Here is a 14452-nt window from a genome sequence, read left to right on the forward strand (position 1 = left end):
GGGCGACGTCAGACGTCACCCACCGCCACGGCACTAGCGGGTGTAGGTGACGGTCCCCATGTGAACGCGGGATCCGCCCGCCTTGGCGGTGGTCGCCTTCGGCGTGACCTTGCCGACGGCCTGCTTCAGCGCGTCGAGGTCGGCCTTGGTGATGGGCTTCGCTTCCTTCTTCATGCTCACCTCCCGTGCGTGGATCGGCAGCGCTCCGCCATGCGGACCCGCAGGTCTTCACGCGAGCAACTGCACCTGCCTGTTCCTTTTCGGAGCAGCCGGAGGCGACCATGGAAGTCTTGCGACGAACCGCTGATCGACTCATGACTGCCTATGGGCGAGTGTTTCATCGATCGACAGATCCCGCTATACCATCAACATCAACAAGGGATCGCGGGCGCGGCGCACCGGCATCGGTGACACCGCCGTACCCGCCCCCACCAGCCAAAAGGGCTCCTGCGGCGCAGTCCGCCACGTCGGCGCCACCGCCGCGACTCAAGCCGTTTACAAGCGTGCGTGTAGTGGCAGCCCGACGCGGCGGGAGCGGCTCGTCCGCTGGACCTCGATCAACCGGAACGTGATCGAGCGGCCGGGTCAGCGCGTCGCGTGGAGGCACACCACGGCCGCTCGTGTGCGCCGGTGTGCCGTGGCACCGCAGCCGCGGTCCGTCGCAGACGTACGACCTCGCCGCGCCGGCGGCGGGCCCGGCCGCCCTCGCCGCGCGGCAGGCGACGTCGCGCGGGAGCGAGCCACGGGGCCGGCGCCCTTCTGCCCGTCGAGGCGGGTGCGGCCGCCGGCGCGCTCGACAAGACCTGATCGGTAGCGGACGCGACTACTTGAGCTGGCCGGCGGTCAGGCCGGACTGGACCTGGCGCTGGAAGAGGATGTAGACCAGCAGCACCGGGACCACCGCGATGGTGAGGCCGGCGAAGAGCTGCGCGTAGTCGCCGGCGTAGCCCTGGTTGACCGAGAGCGCGGCGAGCCCCTGGGCGAGCACCCACTTGGACTCGTCGCCCTGCATGAGCACCTGGGGCAGCAGGAACTGGTTCCAGTGGCTGAGGAAGTTGAAGATCGCGACGCTGATCAGTCCCGGACGCGCCATCGGCAGCATCACCTGGAAGAAGAGCCGGAAGTGACCGCAGCCGTCGACCAGTGCCGCCTCCGCGACAGCCGTGGGCAGGGTACGGAAGAAGGCGGTCAGGAAGAACACCGTGAACGGCAGCGAGTACGCGGCGTAGACCAGGATCAGCCCGGTCCAGGTGCCGAACAGGCCGGCGTTGCGCACCACGAAGAACAGCGGCACCAGGGCCAGGAAGACGGGGAACATCAGCCCGCCGACGAACAGGTAGTAGACGACCTGCTTGCCCCGGAACTCGTAGCGCGCGAAGACGTACGCGGCGGTGGCGCCCATCAGCATGGTCAGGGTGACCGAGCCCGCGACCACCACCAGGCTGTTCAGGAAGTACTGGCCGATGTGTGCACCGCTCCACGCGCGCGACCAGTTGTCGAAGCGCAGCGCGCCGGGCAGCGACCACGGGTCGGCCAGGATCTCCGCGTTGCTCTTGAACGAGCTGATGAACATCCAGAGCAGCGGCAGTACGGTCAGCGCACCCCAGAACAGCAGGAAGCCGTGCGACAGCACGTTGGCGACGCCGAGTTCGCGGCGTACCGGGCGGTCGGCGGGGCCGGGAGGCTCGTCGGGCAGCGCCACGGACGCGGGCTTGTCCAGAGTCGTCACGAGTACTCGATCCTGTCTCGCTTGCTGGCCCGCAGCGCCAGCACCGCCACCGTGAGGGTCAGGAAGAACATCACCACGCCGATCGCCGAGGCGTAGCCGAACTTGGTCTCGCTGCCGAACGCCGTGTCGTACATCCGCACGCCGATGACGTCGGTGGAGAAGTTGGGACCGCCGTTGGTCATCAGCTGCACCAGGATGAACCCGTCCAGGGCGAAGATGGCCAGGTAGACCCAGGCGACCTGGACGGTGTCCCAGAGCAGCGGGATGGTCACCTTCCACAGCGTGGTCAGCCGGGAGGCGCCGTCGAGCATGACCGCCTCGTAGATCTCCTTGGGGATGGCCGACATGGCTGCGCCGAAGAGCACCACGTAGAAGCCGACGTTGCTCCAGATCATCACGGCGAGCACGCACCAGAAGGCGGTCCGCGGATCCCCCAGCCAGGTGGGCGCGCCCAGACCGATGCTGTTCAGGGCGCTGGTGAGCAGGCCCTTGTTCGGGTGGTAGACCTCCTTCCACAGCAGCGCGATGATCACGACGGAGAGCACCTGGGGGAAGAAGTAGACCGTGCGGTAGAACGACGAGCCGCGCACCCCGCTGACCCCCGCCCGGCCCTTGCGCCCGCCCATGTTGAGCATGGCGGCGAAGAAGAGGCCGAGCACGATCGTCAGCACCGGAACCAGCGCCAGCAGGATCGCGTTGTTCTTCAACGCGTTCCAGACGTAGTCGTCGTTCCAGAGCGTCTTGAAGTTCGCCAGCCCGACCGAGTTGGCGTCGGCCGAGTAGCCGAGCCAGTCGGTGGTGGAGATCTGGAACGCCTGCAGGTACGGCGACACGACGAAGATGACGTAGAGCAGCACCGGCGGCACCAGGAAGGTGACGATCAGCGGGTACTTGCCATGTCTCACGATGAGGTCCTACCTCTTCAGCGGCGGTCCGGTGAGGGCGGGGCGGTCCGCCCCGCCCTCACCGGCCGGGGTGTCAGGCGGCCCGCTTGTACTTCTTGATCGAGCTGTCCTGGGCGATCGAGTCCGCGCCCTTCTGGCACTGGTCGAGGAACTCCGCCGGGCCGATCCGCCCGCTGAAGAACTCGCCGCACGCGGCGTCGATGAGGTTGCGCTCCAGCTTGCGGTAGTAGTTGTTGTAGACCCAGTTGAAGCCGTTGCTGCCGGAGGCCTCCAGCGCCTTGACGACCGTGTTCAGCCCGAACGGCAGCTCGACGCCCTCGCTGGCACCGGCCACCACGGTCAGGCTGGAGACCTTCTTGGTGAAGTCCTGCGCGCCCTTCTTGGAGAGCATGACCCGGAAGAACTCCAGGCCGCCGGCGACGTTCTTGGCCTTCGCCGGGACCATGAACGGCTCCCCGGCGGTGCCCCGGACGGCCTCGAACGGCAGCTTGTCGCCGCTGCCCAGGCTCGGGGTCGGCTGGATGGTCATGTTGAACCCGGCCGGCGTGACGTCCTTCTGCTCGCTCTCCAGCCAGGAACCGCAGGAGATGAAGGCCGCCTTGCCCTGGCACCACGCGGTCTGCGACTGCTTGTGGTCGAGGCCGGGCGAGCCCTCGAGGATGAACTTGTCCTTGACGATCTGGTGCCAGGCGTCGGCCGCGGTCTTCATCGCGTCGGACTTCCAGGCGTTGGGCTCCAGGTTGTCGATCGCCGTGGCGACCGAGGGGCCGCCGAACTTGATGGCGGTCGAGATGACCGGCCAGCTCATGTAGCGCGGGTGCGCGCCCGCGTACGTCCAGGGGGCGATGCCGGCGGCCTTGATCTGCTTGCACAGCGCGATGTGCTCGTCCCAGGTCTTGGCGTACTCCCACTTGCGCTCGGTGAAGAGCTTGGTGGAGTGCCAGATGCCGTAGACGGTGTAGGTGTAGTTCATGACCAGGAACTTGCCGTCGTACGAGCCGACCTCGACGGCGCCCGGCAGCAGGGTGTCCTTGACCGTCTTGCCCGGGATGTCGAGGCTCGGGGCGGCCAGCAGCTCGCCCAGGTCGGCGATGGCGTTCTGCGACACCAGGCCGTTGAAGTCGATCTGGTTGGCGCCGGAGTTGTTGACCACGTCCGGCGGGGTGTTGTCGACGAAGCGCGGCTGGAGGGTCTTCGCGATCTCCTGCGTCGCCGAGTGGTTGATCTTCACCTTCGGGTACTTCTCGGTGTACATGGCCTCGTGGGCCTTCGCGTACTCCTCGCCGAAGCCGCCGTTGAAGATCACCACCTCGAGGGGCGCGTCCTCCTTGACACCGAGCGGGTTCTGCTCGCTCTTGGTGCCCTTGTAGGTGCCGGCGTCGCCCTTGTCGTCGTCACCGCCGCCCGTGGCGCAGCCGGTCAGCAGGCCGGCGGCGGGGGTGGCCAGGAGGCCGGCGGCGGCGGTGCGCCGCAGGATGTCACGCCTGTTCATGGTCTCTCCTCGGATCGGTCCGGGCGGTCGCCGGATGGGGGATGGTGACCGCCGCACGAGGCGCAGGGGGAATTTGTCTTCAGTTCGCAATATGTTGCTGAAGAATTTCTACGGCAGGAGGGCGCGGACTTCAACCCCCGGGGACCGAACCGTTATCAGCAGCGGCCAGTCCACGCCTGACGTACCCTCGGGGCCATGCGCCGCCTGCGGCAACTCGCCGCGCGCACCCCCGCTGGTCGGCAACGTTACGTCGACCTGCTCCGGGCGCTCGCGATCGGCATGGTCGTTCTCGGCCACTGGGCGGTCGCCACGATCGGCGAGGACGCCGCCGGCCGGCCGACGGGGCGCTCGGCGCTGCCCGACCTGCCGTGGGCGTACCCGCTCACCTGGGTCGCCCAGGTCATGCCGATCTTCTTCCTGGTCGGCGGGTACGCCAACGCCGCCTCGCTGGCCGCCCGCCGGGCCGCCGGCGTCGACGCCACCGCGTGGCTGCTGGACCGGGGCGCCCGGCTGCTGCGCCCGACGACCGCGCTGCTGCTGGTGATCGCCGGCGGCGCCGCGCTCGCGTCGCTCGTCGGCGTCGGGGCGACGCTGGTGCGTACCGTCGCCTGGTTCGCCACGATCCCGCTCTGGTTCCTCGCCGCCTACCTGATCGTGGTGCCGCTGACCCCGGCGATGCTCGCCCTGCACCGGCGCTTCGGCCTGCTCGTGCCGGCGGCGCTGGCCGCGTTGGTCGTCGCCGGCGACGTGGGGCGGGCGCTGGGCCCGGCGGAGCTGGCGCTGCCGAACTACGTCCTCGGCTGGCTGGCCGTGCACCAGCTCGGCATCGCCTGGCGCGACGCCGACGCCGGGCGTCACGACGCCCACCCGGACGGGACGGGCGGGCACCCGCCACGCCCCGCGGCCGCGCGCGACCGGGCGGGGCCACGTCGGCTGCCGCTGTCGCGGCGCGCGGGCGCGGCGGCGCTGCTGGGCGGCCTGGCCGCGACGGTGCTACTGACCACCGTCGGACCGTACCCGGTGAGCATGCTCAACGTCCCGGGCGAGCGGCTGGACAACGCCGCCCCGCCCAGCCTGGCCCTGCTGACGCTGACCGCCGCCCAGTTCGGGCTGATCCTGCTGCTGCGCGACCCGGCGGAGCGCTGGCTGCGCCGCCCCCGCCCGTGGCAGGCGGTGATCGCGGTGAACGCCGTCGTGCTCACCGTCTTCCTCTGGCACCTCACCGCCGCGATCCTGCTGGTCGGCGCGCTGGACGCGGCCGGGAGGCTGCCGACCCCACCCGCGGGGTCGGCGGCCTGGCTGGCCTGGCGGGTGCCGTGGGTGCTGATGCTGACCGTGGTGCTGGCCGCCCTGGTCGCCGTCTTCGGCCCCGTCGAGGCCCGCACCGGCCGCGCCGGGCAGGGTCGGCCGGCCGGCGGCGGGGCCGCGTCGGGCCGCGCGCCGGCCGGCGGCGGGTGGCGGGCCACCGTGCGCAGCGCGCTCACCGCCGCCGGTTTCGCCGCCGTGGTGTACGCCCTGGTGGTCAACGCCCAGACGCCGAGGGCGGCGCCCGAGCCGCTGGGGCTGCCGGCGGCGGCGCTGGTGGCGTACCTGGCTGGGGCCGGCACCCTGCGCCTGCTCAGGTCTGGGTGGGGAAGCCGAGGTTGACCCCGCCGTGCCGGGGGTCCAGCCAGCGGCTGGTGACCACCTTGCCCCGGGTGAAGAAGCGCACCCCGTCCTCGCCGTGCGCGTGCAGGTCGCCGAAGAGCGAGGCCTTCCAGCCGCCGAAGGAGTAGTACGCCATCGGCACCGGGATCGGCACGTTGACGCCGACCATGCCGACCTCCACCTCGTGCTGGTAGCGCCGGGCCGCGCCGCCGTCGTTGGTGAAGATCGCCGTGCCGTTGCCGTACGGGTTGGCGTTGACCAGCTCCACCGCCTCGTCGTACGAGCCGACCCGCAGCACGCCGAGCACCGGGCCGAAGATCTCGTCGGTGTAGATCGACATGTCCGGGGTGACGCGGTCGAACAGCGTCGGGCCCAGCCAGAACCCGTTCGGGTCCCCGTCCGGCTCGACGTCGCGGCCGTCCACCACCGGCACCGCGCCGGCGGCCACCCCCGCCTCGACGTACGCGCGCACCCGGGCGGCGTGCGCGGCGGTGACCAGCGGGCCCATGTCGCAGCCGCGCCGGCCGTCGCCGGTGCGCAGCCGGCCCATCCGCTCGGCGATCCGGGCGACCAGGGCGTCGGCGACCGGCTCCACCGCGACCAGTGCCGAGATCGCCATGCACCGCTCCCCCGCCGAGCCGAACCCCGCGTTGACCGCCGCGTCGGCGGCCAGGTCCAGGTCGGCGTCGGGGAGCACCACCATGTGGTTCTTCGCCCCGCCCAGCGCCTGCACCCGCTTGCCGGCGGCGGTGCCGCGCTGGTGGACGTGCCGGGCGACCGGGGTGGAGCCGACGAACGACACCGCCTTCACGCCCGGGTGGTCCAGCAGCGCGTCCACGGCCTCGGCGTCGCCGTTGACGACGTTGAGCACCCCGTCGGGCAGGCCGGCCTCGGCGAACCACTCCGCCAGCAGCAGCGCCGCGCTCGGGTCCTTCTCGCTCGGCTTGAGCACCACCGCGTTGCCGCAGGCCACCGCGATCGGCAGGAACCACAGCGGCACCATCGCCGGGAAGTTGAACGGGGAGATCACCGCGACGACGCCGAGCGGCTGCCGCAGGCTGTACGAGTCGACCTCGGTGGAGACGTTCTCGCTGAACCCGCCGCGCAGCGCGGAGGGGATGCCGCAGGCGTACTCGATGATCTCCAGGCCCCGCTGCACCTCGCCGGCGGCGTCGGCGAGCACCTTGCCGTGCTCGGCGGTGATCACCCCGGCGAGCCGGTCCCGCCGCGCGTGCACCAGCTCCCGGAAGGCGAACAGCACGGCCGTCCGCCTCGCCAGCGACGCGTCCCGCCAGAGCCGGGCCGCGCGCCCGGCAGCCTCCACCGCGACCGCGACGTCCGCCGCCGAGGCCAGCTCCACCCGGGCGGTACGCCGACCGGTCGCCGGGTCGAAGACGTCCCCGTGCCGCCCGGACGAGCCGCTGAACGGCTTGCCGTCGACGAAGTGGCCGATGACGTCCACGCCGTGCTCCGCCGCGCTCACGCCGCCACCTCCGCCGCCACGCAGGAGCGGATGGCGTCGACCAGGATGGCCAGGCCCTCGCGGGCCTCGTCCTCGGTCAGCGTCAGTGGCGGGCCCATCCGCAGCACGTTGCCGTACAGGCCGCCCTTGCCGGTCAGCAGCCCGCCGGCCCGGCACGCCTCGAAGACCCGACCGGTCAGCGCCGGATCCGGCTCGGCGGTGCCCGGCCGGACGAACTCGACGCCGAGCATCAGCCCCTTGCCGCGCACCTCCGCGACGCCGTCGAGACCGCCCACGGCGGCGCGCAGGCCGTCGGCGAGGATCGCGCCGGTGCGGGCCGCGTTGGCTTGGAGGTCGTGGTCGAGCAGGTAGTCGAGCACCGCGTTGCCGGCCGCCGTCGAGACCGGGTTGCCGCCGAAGGTGGAAAAGCTGATGCCCGGCACCGACTCCAGCACGTCCGCGCGGCCGACCACGCCGGCCAGGGCGAAGCCGTTGCCGATGCCCTTGGCGAAGGTGAGCAGGTCCGGGGTCACGCCGTGCGCCTGGTAGCCCCAGAAGTGCTCCCCGGTACGCCCCCAGCCGGTCTGCACCTCGTCGCAGACGAACAGGATGCCGTGGGAGTCGAGGACCCTCTTCCAGGCGGAGAAGAGCCCGTCCGGCGGGTGCACGAAGCCGCCCACGCCCTGGATCGGCTCGGCGATCAGGCAGGCCACGTCACCGGAGGTCTGGGTGGCGAGCACCTCGTGCAGGTCCTCCACGGCCGCCTCGACCCGCTCGGCCTCGCCCAGCCGGGCCAGCAGGCCGCGCAGCCGCTCGCCGGAGTGCAGCCAGGCCACCTGGAGCGGGTTGAGCGCGCTGGCCGACCAGCCCCGGTTGCCGGTCACGCCCATCGCCGCGTACGACCGGCCGTGGTAGCTGTTGCGCACGGCGAGGATCTGGTGCGAGCGGCGGTGGTTGGTGGCGACCAGCAGCGCCGCCTCGTTCGCCTCGGTGCCCGAGTTGGTGAAGAAGACCCGCGCGTCGGGGATGCCGGAGAGGCGGGCGACCTTCTCGGCCAGCCCGACCTGCTGCCGGATCAGGTAGAGGGTGGAGCTGTGCACGATGCCGGTGCGCAGCTGCCGCTCGACGGCCTCCCGGATCTCCGGGACGTCGTAGCCGATCATGTTGGTCAGCACGCCGCCGAAGAAGTCGAGGTAGGTGCGGCCCCGGGCGTCGGTGACCCGACGGCCGGAGCCGGAGACCAGCTCGATCGGCTCGTCGTAGTAGAGCGGCATCCAGGACGGGAGCACGGCCCGGTGCCGGGCCAGCAGATCGTCGGTGGTCATCGTCGCACCCTCTCAGCGGCGTTCGCGGTAACCGCACGCTGCCACCAGCCGGCGGCGGGGACAAGGGGCGGTGGGTGGCGCGGCACCGCGGCCGCCCCACACCGTCGCCCGGCCCGGCCCGGTCCGGTCGTCGCCCGGCCCGGTCGTCGCCGCCGGCCCGGTCGTTCGCCGCCCGGGCACCCGGCCGCCGGTACGATCCGGCGGTGCGGACCGGTGAGGAAGCGCCGCGTGGGGCGCCGGCGCTGCCGACCGGCGCGGCGGGCACGAGCGTCGAGACGATCGCGGCCGGCGTACGGGCCTGGGTGGGCTCCGGACCGCTGCGCGACCTCGTCGGGCACTTCGGCGGCACGTGGCCGGACGGGGACGTGGCGGGAGTGCTGGCCGGCCTCGACGACTTCTCCGCCCGGCACTGGGACTTCCGGGGTGGCCGGGAGCGGCCGGACGCCCGGGAACCGGCCGTCGACGCGGCCACCGCGCGGCTGGTGCTCGCCACCGCCGCCGCGCTCGGCATGGTGCGTCCGGCGGCGCCGGCCCGCTCGCGGTACGCCCACCTGGTCGTGCTCGGCGGGTTGGCGCACGCCTGCCAGCGCCGGGTCGCGTACGCGGCGCACCTGCTGCGCGGCGGCACCCGGGTCGGCGGCGAGGTGGCGGTGCTGGGCAGCTTCCGCCCGCTGTCGGACGCGGAGTGCCGGGCCCTGGAGGTGGCCGGCGTCCCGCCCTGCGACACCGAGGTGGCGGCGCTGGACGCGGCGGTGCGGCGGGAGTTCGCGGTGACCGTCCCGGCCGAGGAGGACGGCCACGACGCCGACCACCCCCACCGCTCCTGGTCGTCGCGCACGTACCGGCCCGAGGGCGGCCCGCCGGTGCGCGTACTGGCCGCCCCGTCCGGCGATCCCGCGCGGCGCCGCGCGCACACCGCAGACACCCAGCGGTTCTGGGCCGAGCACGTCCGCCTGCGCGCGGGCGACGCGGTGCTGATGGTGACCGCGCCGATCTACGTGCCGTTCCAGCACTGCGACGCGCTGCGCACCCTCGCCGTGCCGTACGGCTGCGCGATCGAGACCGTCGGCGTCGACCCGGCCCTGCCCGACCTGGCCGGGCTGCCCGAACCGGCGCTCACCCCGGGTCGCTACCTCCAGGAGATCCGCTCGGCCATCCGGTCCGTGCGGGCCCTGCACACGGCGCTGGGCGACGGCTGACCGGCGCACGACCGGTGGCCGACGCACGACGGATCGCCGCGCGCCGGCCCCGTGGACCGCGATCAGTTGACGTAGACGGGGGCGTTGCCCTTGCTGGAGTCCTGCACGGGCGAGTACGCCGCGGAGAAGTACGCCGTGCCGAAGCAGAGGCTGGGGCCGGAGAACTTCGTCAGCGTCTGGTTGGTGAAGGTGATCGAGTTGTTGGCGTTGGTCGCCGTGCCGGTCAGGCTGTTGGTGCTGGTCCGGTAGACGCAGGTGATCGCGCCGAGCAGCGAGTTCAGCACGACGGTGCTCTGGATCGGCGCCGTCGCCGTGCCGCTGATCTTGACCACGCCGGCGCTGGTGACCGAGGTGGCGTACGGCAGGTTCTGCACGGTCACGCTCTGCACCCCGGTGGTGCCGATGACGTTGGTGGTGCAGTTGGTGAAGGACTGGGCGGTCAGGCTCTCGGTGGCGGTGCCCGGGGCCGCCGGGTTGCTCAGCACCTTGGCGCTGAAGGTGGACGCGGCGCACTTCACGCCGGTGGTGCCCGAGGCGGAGGAGTAGAAGGTGGCGTTGGTGCCGGCCCTGAGGCTGGCCCGGATCACGTCGTTGACGGCGACGGCGGTGCCGCCCGGCGTCGGGTAGGTCAGCACGTTGTTGGCGAACGGTGCCGGGGTGGCGGAGCGCGGAGCGGCGGCCGAGCCCGGGGCGGCGGCGAGGCCGGTCAGCAGCGCGAGGGTGGTGAGACCCACGCCGATTCGTCCGTACCTGAGCATGGTTCTTCCTTTCCGGGGCGGGGGAGGTCGACTCGCGTGGGCGGGGGGTGCCCGCGCGGCGACCGGGGCCGTCGCGTCATGGACGGCGGTGGGGGTTGCCGGGCGGCCGTCGGGGCCGGACGGCGGTGGCGGTGGTGGTGCGGCGACGTCAGCGGGCAGGCCGGCGTGGCACGCCGCGGCGCAGCGGCGTCACCTGCGTCTTTCCGGCCTTGGGAGGGCGCTCCTGTTCCGCGATAATGGCAGCCATCGAGCCCTCCTTCGATGAGTCAACGGGTGACCATCCGGAAGATCACCCATGGTGACGGGATCCCAACTGAGCGTGCAGCAAGTTATAAACCCCGGAGGGTCGTAAAGTCAATGAATGGAGAGGCAGGCACGTTGACCACGCAGCGCCGCCCGCATCCGGCACCCCTGCCGGGCGCACGCCCCGGTCGCGACCCCGATCGCGCGATCAAGCGTGGCCCGCGCCGGCTCTCCGCCGAGGCGGTGGCCGCCACCCAGCGCGACCGCCTCTTCGACGGGCTCGTGCGGGAGGTGGCGACGAAGGGCTACGACAACGCCCGGGTCACCGACATCTGCCACGCCGCCGGGGTGACCCGACCGGCCTTCTACGCCCTCTTCAGCGGCAAGGAGGACGCCTTCCTCGCCGCGTACCGGCACGGCGTCGCCGTGCTGTCGCAGCTCATGGAGAGCGCCTACCGGGAGGCCGGGCCGACGTGGTCGGACGCCGCCCGCGCCGCCCTGCGCACCCTGCTGGAGGTACTGGCGAGCGTGCCCGCCTTCGCCCGGATGGCGCTCGTCGAGGTGGACGCGGCCGGCCCGGACGCCCGCCGGGAGCGCGACGCCCTGCTCGGCAGCTTCCGCCGGTTCTTCGCCGACGCCGGCCCCGGCCCGACGGTGGACGTGGACCGGGACGCGCTGGTCTCCACCGTGGTCGGCGGGATCCACGCCACCGTGCGCAGCCGGGTGGCCCAGGGCCGGGCGACGGAGCTGCCCCAGCTGCTGCCGGTGCTCACCTACGCGGCCACCGCGCCCTTCCTCGGCACCGACGACGCGGCCCGGGCGACGCGGCTGGCACGCCCGGCCGACGGCCCGGGCACGACCGCGCCGTGCGCGCCGGCCGGCGAGGCGGCCACCCTGTCCTGACGGCGCCCCCGCCTCCCGGCCGGGCAGCCCGCCGCCCCGCGGTCGGAAACCGCAGCGGTTTTTCACTTTGGCCGTATTTGGCAGATACCGCCTCAACCAGCCCCCACCGGCCGTTGACCCGGCATTTACTCGGCGGTAACTTCAGCCTGCGCAGAACCTTGAGTCGATTTCCCATTGTCGCCGATCAATTGATCTTCGAAAGGGAGCCCGCCATGTCGGAGCAGATCGCACCGATCGAACCCGATCCGCCGCGCAGCGGCGTGCGCTGGCGCCGGTTCGCCGCCACGCTGGGCACCGTCGTGGCGGGTGCCGCCGGCATGGTCGTGCTGACCGCCCAGGGCGTACTGGGCGCGCAGTTCGCCATCTCCGGGATGCCGTTCACCGTCACCGCCGACAAGCTCACCGGCACGGGATTCGAGCAGTTCGCCACCATCGACCAGATGATTCCGGACAGCCCCAACCAGGGCGACACCGGCGGACAGGTCCTGGTGATGGTGTCGGCGATCGACAAGGCCGAGCTGACGAACCTCTGCCAGAGCATCAACCTGGGCGGCGTCTACCTGAAGATCACCGCCGGCGGCGCCGGCACACCGGTCACCGCCCGCACCCTGGTCGTCGACGGCGACGAGGTCGCCGGCAACGCCTCCTTCAAGAACATCAACGTCGGGCAGGACGCCAGCACCCTCGACCAGGTCCCCGGGGTCAAAGGCAACCCCGGCGTCTTCGCCCAGCAGTCGGACACGGTGATCATCACCAACCTGCGGCAGAACAACTACGCCACCACGGCGGCCGTCTTCAACCTGCCCGACCTGCGCATGGCGTTCACCTCCGACGGATGCTGACGTGACCGCCGCGGGACACCACCCGGTGCCAGCCGCCCGCCGACCCGGCGGGCGCTGGCGCCGCTGGCGGCGGGGCCGCCCGTTCACCGCCGGGGTGCTGATCGCGCTCGGCGGCACGGAGATGCTCGTGACCCTACGCGCGCCGCTCGGGGTGCTGCTGCACGTCGGGCCGCAGGGGCTGGCCGCGTACCTGGTGCCGGCCGTCCTGGTGCTCTGCGGGGTGCTGCTGGTCGCCACTCCGCAGCAGCGGGTCTTCTACGCCGTGCTCTCGCTGCTGCTCGGGCTGGTCTCCTGGCTGACCTCGAACCTGGGCGGCTTCCTGGTCGGGATGCTCCTGGCCCTCGTCGGCGGGGCACTCGCCTTCGCCTGGACGCCCGACAAGCGGCGCCAACCGGGCGGCGCCACCGGGGTGCCCGCAGCACCGGCCCCGCAGACCGGTGACCCGGACGACGACGCGGCCGGGGACCCGGACGACGACACGGACGACGACGAGCTGCTGCCGGGCCTGGGCACGACGCACCCGACGCCCGCCGACCGGGGCTGAGTCAGCCGGCGGTGTCGCGTACCGCCTGGGCGAAGACCTCGGAGCGGTGCTCGAAGTTGCGGAACCGCCCGTAGCTCGGCGCCGCCGGGGAGAGCAGCACCACCCCGTCGGCCGGGGTCACCTCGCGGGCCAGCCGGACGGCGTCGACCAGGTCGTCGACCACCTCGGTACGCACCTTCGGCAGGCCGGCAAGCGCCTCGACGATCCGGGCGCCGCTGTCGGGGATGCCGAGCACGGTGAGCTCGCGCTCCGCGAGGTGCTCGCGCAGCGGCGCGTAGTCCAGGCCCCGGTCGGTGCCGCCGACGATCACCGTCAACGGCCGCCCCTCGTACGCGTCGATCGCGTGCATGGCCGCGTACGGGCTGGTGGCGAGGGTGTCGTCGACGAAGGTCAGGCCGGACGGGTCGGCGATCTCGGTGAGGCGGTGGGCCAGCCCCTGGAACTCGGCGACCGCCACGGCCAGGGTGTCCCGGCGTTCCACCACGTCGACGCCGAGCGCGTCGAGCACGGCGAGCGCGACGCAGAGGTTGCCCTCGTTGTGCCGGCCGACCAGGGGTAGCACCGCGCGCGGGAACAGCGGCCGGTCGCCGAGGTGGAACCAGGGCGTACCGTCCGCGCCGCCGGCCACGTGGGCGGTGTCCGGCAGTCCGGCGCGCACCGCCGCGCGGTCGCCCAGTTCGAGGGCGAGCCTCGGGTCGGCGCCGTTGACCACCACGGTCCGTGGCCCGTGCGCCAGCAGGTTGAGCTTGTCCCGGTAGTACTCGGCCTCGCCGCCGTGCGCGTCGAGGTGCTCGGGGAAGAGCGCGGTGACGACCGCGACCCGGGGCGAGTCGGTCAGGTCGCTGCACTGGTAGCTGGACAGCTCGAGCACGTACAGCTCCGCCTCGGGCAGGTCCAGCGTCGGCACGCCGATGTTGCCGCCGAAGACGTTCGGCCGGTCGACGGCGGCGAGCAGGTGGCTGATCAGGCTGGAGGTGGTGCTCTTGCCCTTGCTGCCGGTGACGCCGATCGTGCGGGCGGCGTGGTCGGCCATCCACAGGGCGGTGCCCTGGGTGACGGTCACCCCGCGTCGGCGCAGCTCCACCAGCCACGGGTGGGTCTGCGGCACGCCGGGCGAGCGGACCACCACGTCGGCGGCGGCCAGCCGGGCGAAGCCCTCCTCGCCGGTGACCAGCGGCGCGGCCTCGGCCAGCGGCCCCTCCCAGGGCAGGCTGAGGAAGTTGGCGCTGTCGTCGACGGCGACCAGGTCGGCCGGGCCGTGCGCGGCGATCGCGGTCACCGCGGCCCGGCCCTCCCGGCCGGCCCCCCAGACGGCGACGGTACGTCCGCGCAGGTCAGACAGGCGCACGGGCTCTCCTCAGGGGGTGTTGTCGGGCGTGGCAGGGGCGGGGTCCGGCGCAGCC

General features: G+C 72.7%; 13 protein-coding genes. 5 read left to right on the top strand and 8 right to left on the bottom strand.

Annotated elements, in window-relative coordinates; all coding sequences use genetic code 11:
- Nucleotides 1-33: 33 nt before the first annotated feature.
- The 4 genes from ACLQ20_RS21895 to ngcE all read right to left on the bottom strand — a co-directional run bounded on the left by ACLQ20_RS21895 (nt 34) and on the right by ngcE (nt 4126).
- On the bottom strand, nt 34-174 hold the full coding sequence (locus tag ACLQ20_RS21895) for a hypothetical protein (RefSeq protein ID WP_192581290.1): 141 nt from the start codon (nt 172-174) through the stop codon (nt 34-36).
- Between the two features lie 649 nt (nt 175-823).
- Nucleotides 824-1729 (bottom strand): carbohydrate ABC transporter permease, encoded by a 906-nt coding sequence (locus ACLQ20_RS21900; RefSeq protein ID WP_425857501.1) that lies wholly within the window; start codon nt 1727-1729, stop codon nt 824-826.
- Nucleotides 1726-2634 (bottom strand): carbohydrate ABC transporter permease, encoded by a 909-nt coding sequence (locus ACLQ20_RS21905; protein ID WP_425857503.1) that lies wholly within the window; start codon nt 2632-2634, stop codon nt 1726-1728. The genes ACLQ20_RS21900 and ACLQ20_RS21905 overlap by 4 nt, the downstream gene beginning before the upstream one ends.
- A gap of 73 nt (nt 2635-2707) precedes the next feature.
- Nucleotides 2708-4126, bottom strand: a complete 1419-nt coding sequence (ngcE, locus tag ACLQ20_RS21910; protein ID WP_425857505.1) for an N-acetylglucosamine/diacetylchitobiose ABC transporter substrate-binding protein — start codon at nt 4124-4126, stop codon at nt 2708-2710.
- Nucleotides 4127-4321: 195 nt separating this feature from the next.
- Between ngcE and ACLQ20_RS21915 the strand changes: the two genes are divergently transcribed.
- Nucleotides 4322-5773: an acyltransferase family protein gene (locus ACLQ20_RS21915; protein ID WP_358121704.1), complete on the top strand. Its 1452-nt coding sequence runs from the start codon at nt 4322-4324 to the stop codon at nt 5771-5773.
- On the opposite strand, the gene ACLQ20_RS21920 is transcribed toward ACLQ20_RS21915, so the two are convergent.
- Together ACLQ20_RS21920 and ACLQ20_RS21925 are read right to left on the bottom strand one after the other, a co-directional pair.
- Nucleotides 5745-7235, bottom strand: coding sequence for a CoA-acylating methylmalonate-semialdehyde dehydrogenase (locus tag ACLQ20_RS21920; protein WP_425857580.1), 1491 nt, complete (start codon nt 7233-7235; stop codon nt 5745-5747). The genes ACLQ20_RS21915 and ACLQ20_RS21920 overlap by 29 nt on opposite strands.
- 17 nt (nt 7236-7252) lie before the next feature.
- The gene (locus ACLQ20_RS21925) at nt 7253-8560 is read right to left on the bottom strand and encodes an aspartate aminotransferase family protein (RefSeq protein WP_425857507.1); all 1308 of its coding nucleotides are present in this window, start codon (nt 8558-8560) and stop codon (nt 7253-7255) included.
- Between the two features lie 203 nt (nt 8561-8763).
- Here ACLQ20_RS21925 and ACLQ20_RS21930 point away from each other — a divergent pair, with 203 nt between their 5' ends.
- Nucleotides 8764-9759 (top strand): hypothetical protein, encoded by a 996-nt coding sequence (locus tag ACLQ20_RS21930; protein WP_327028996.1) that lies wholly within the window; start codon nt 8764-8766, stop codon nt 9757-9759.
- Between the two features lie 62 nt (nt 9760-9821).
- Here ACLQ20_RS21930 and ACLQ20_RS21935 read toward each other — a convergent pair whose 3' ends face one another.
- Nucleotides 9822-10517, bottom strand: coding sequence for a Tat pathway signal sequence domain protein (locus tag ACLQ20_RS21935; RefSeq protein ID WP_425857509.1), 696 nt, complete (start codon nt 10515-10517; stop codon nt 9822-9824).
- Nucleotides 10518-10895: 378 nt separating this feature from the next.
- Between ACLQ20_RS21935 and ACLQ20_RS21940 the strand changes: the two genes are divergently transcribed.
- The 3 genes from ACLQ20_RS21940 to ACLQ20_RS21950 all read left to right on the top strand — a co-directional run bounded on the left by ACLQ20_RS21940 (nt 10896) and on the right by ACLQ20_RS21950 (nt 13049).
- Nucleotides 10896-11663, top strand: coding sequence for a TetR/AcrR family transcriptional regulator (locus ACLQ20_RS21940; RefSeq protein WP_327028997.1), 768 nt, complete (start codon nt 10896-10898; stop codon nt 11661-11663).
- Between the two features lie 212 nt (nt 11664-11875).
- Nucleotides 11876-12505 (top strand): DUF6230 family protein, encoded by a 630-nt coding sequence (locus ACLQ20_RS21945; protein WP_151457472.1) that lies wholly within the window; start codon nt 11876-11878, stop codon nt 12503-12505.
- 1 nt (nt 12506) lies between these two features.
- Nucleotides 12507-13049, top strand: coding sequence for a DUF6114 domain-containing protein (locus ACLQ20_RS21950; RefSeq protein WP_425857512.1), 543 nt, complete (start codon nt 12507-12509; stop codon nt 13047-13049).
- 1 nt (nt 13050) lies between these two features.
- Here the strand turns inward: ACLQ20_RS21950 and murD are convergent, their stop codons facing one another.
- Nucleotides 13051-14397: a UDP-N-acetylmuramoyl-L-alanine--D-glutamate ligase gene (gene murD / locus ACLQ20_RS21955; RefSeq protein WP_327028999.1), complete on the bottom strand. Its 1347-nt coding sequence runs from the start codon at nt 14395-14397 to the stop codon at nt 13051-13053.
- Nucleotides 14398-14452 lie beyond the last annotated feature (55 nt).

The organism is Micromonospora sp. DT46, assembly GCF_049841735.1.
Taxonomy (GTDB): domain Bacteria; phylum Actinomycetota; class Actinomycetes; order Mycobacteriales; family Micromonosporaceae; genus Micromonospora; species Micromonospora reichwaldensis.

Bases quoted from the DNA above. Each gene is read 5' to 3' on its own strand.
- ACLQ20_RS21895 (WP_192581290.1), bottom strand. From the start codon at position 174: ATGAAGAAGGAAGCGAAGCCCATCACCAAGGCCGACCTCGACGCGCTG.
- ngcE (WP_425857505.1), bottom strand. From the start codon at position 4,126: ATGAACAGGCGTGACATCCTGCGGCGCACCGCCGCCGCCGGCCTCCTG.
- ACLQ20_RS21915 (WP_358121704.1), top strand. From the start codon at position 4,322: ATGCGCCGCCTGCGGCAACTCGCCGCGCGCACCCCCGCTGGTCGGCAA.
- ACLQ20_RS21925 (WP_425857507.1), bottom strand. From the start codon at position 8,560: ATGACCACCGACGATCTGCTGGCCCGGCACCGGGCCGTGCTCCCGTCC.
- ACLQ20_RS21935 (WP_425857509.1), bottom strand. From the start codon at position 10,517: ATGCTCAGGTACGGACGAATCGGCGTGGGTCTCACCACCCTCGCGCTG.
- ACLQ20_RS21945 (WP_151457472.1), top strand. From the start codon at position 11,876: ATGTCGGAGCAGATCGCACCGATCGAACCCGATCCGCCGCGCAGCGGC.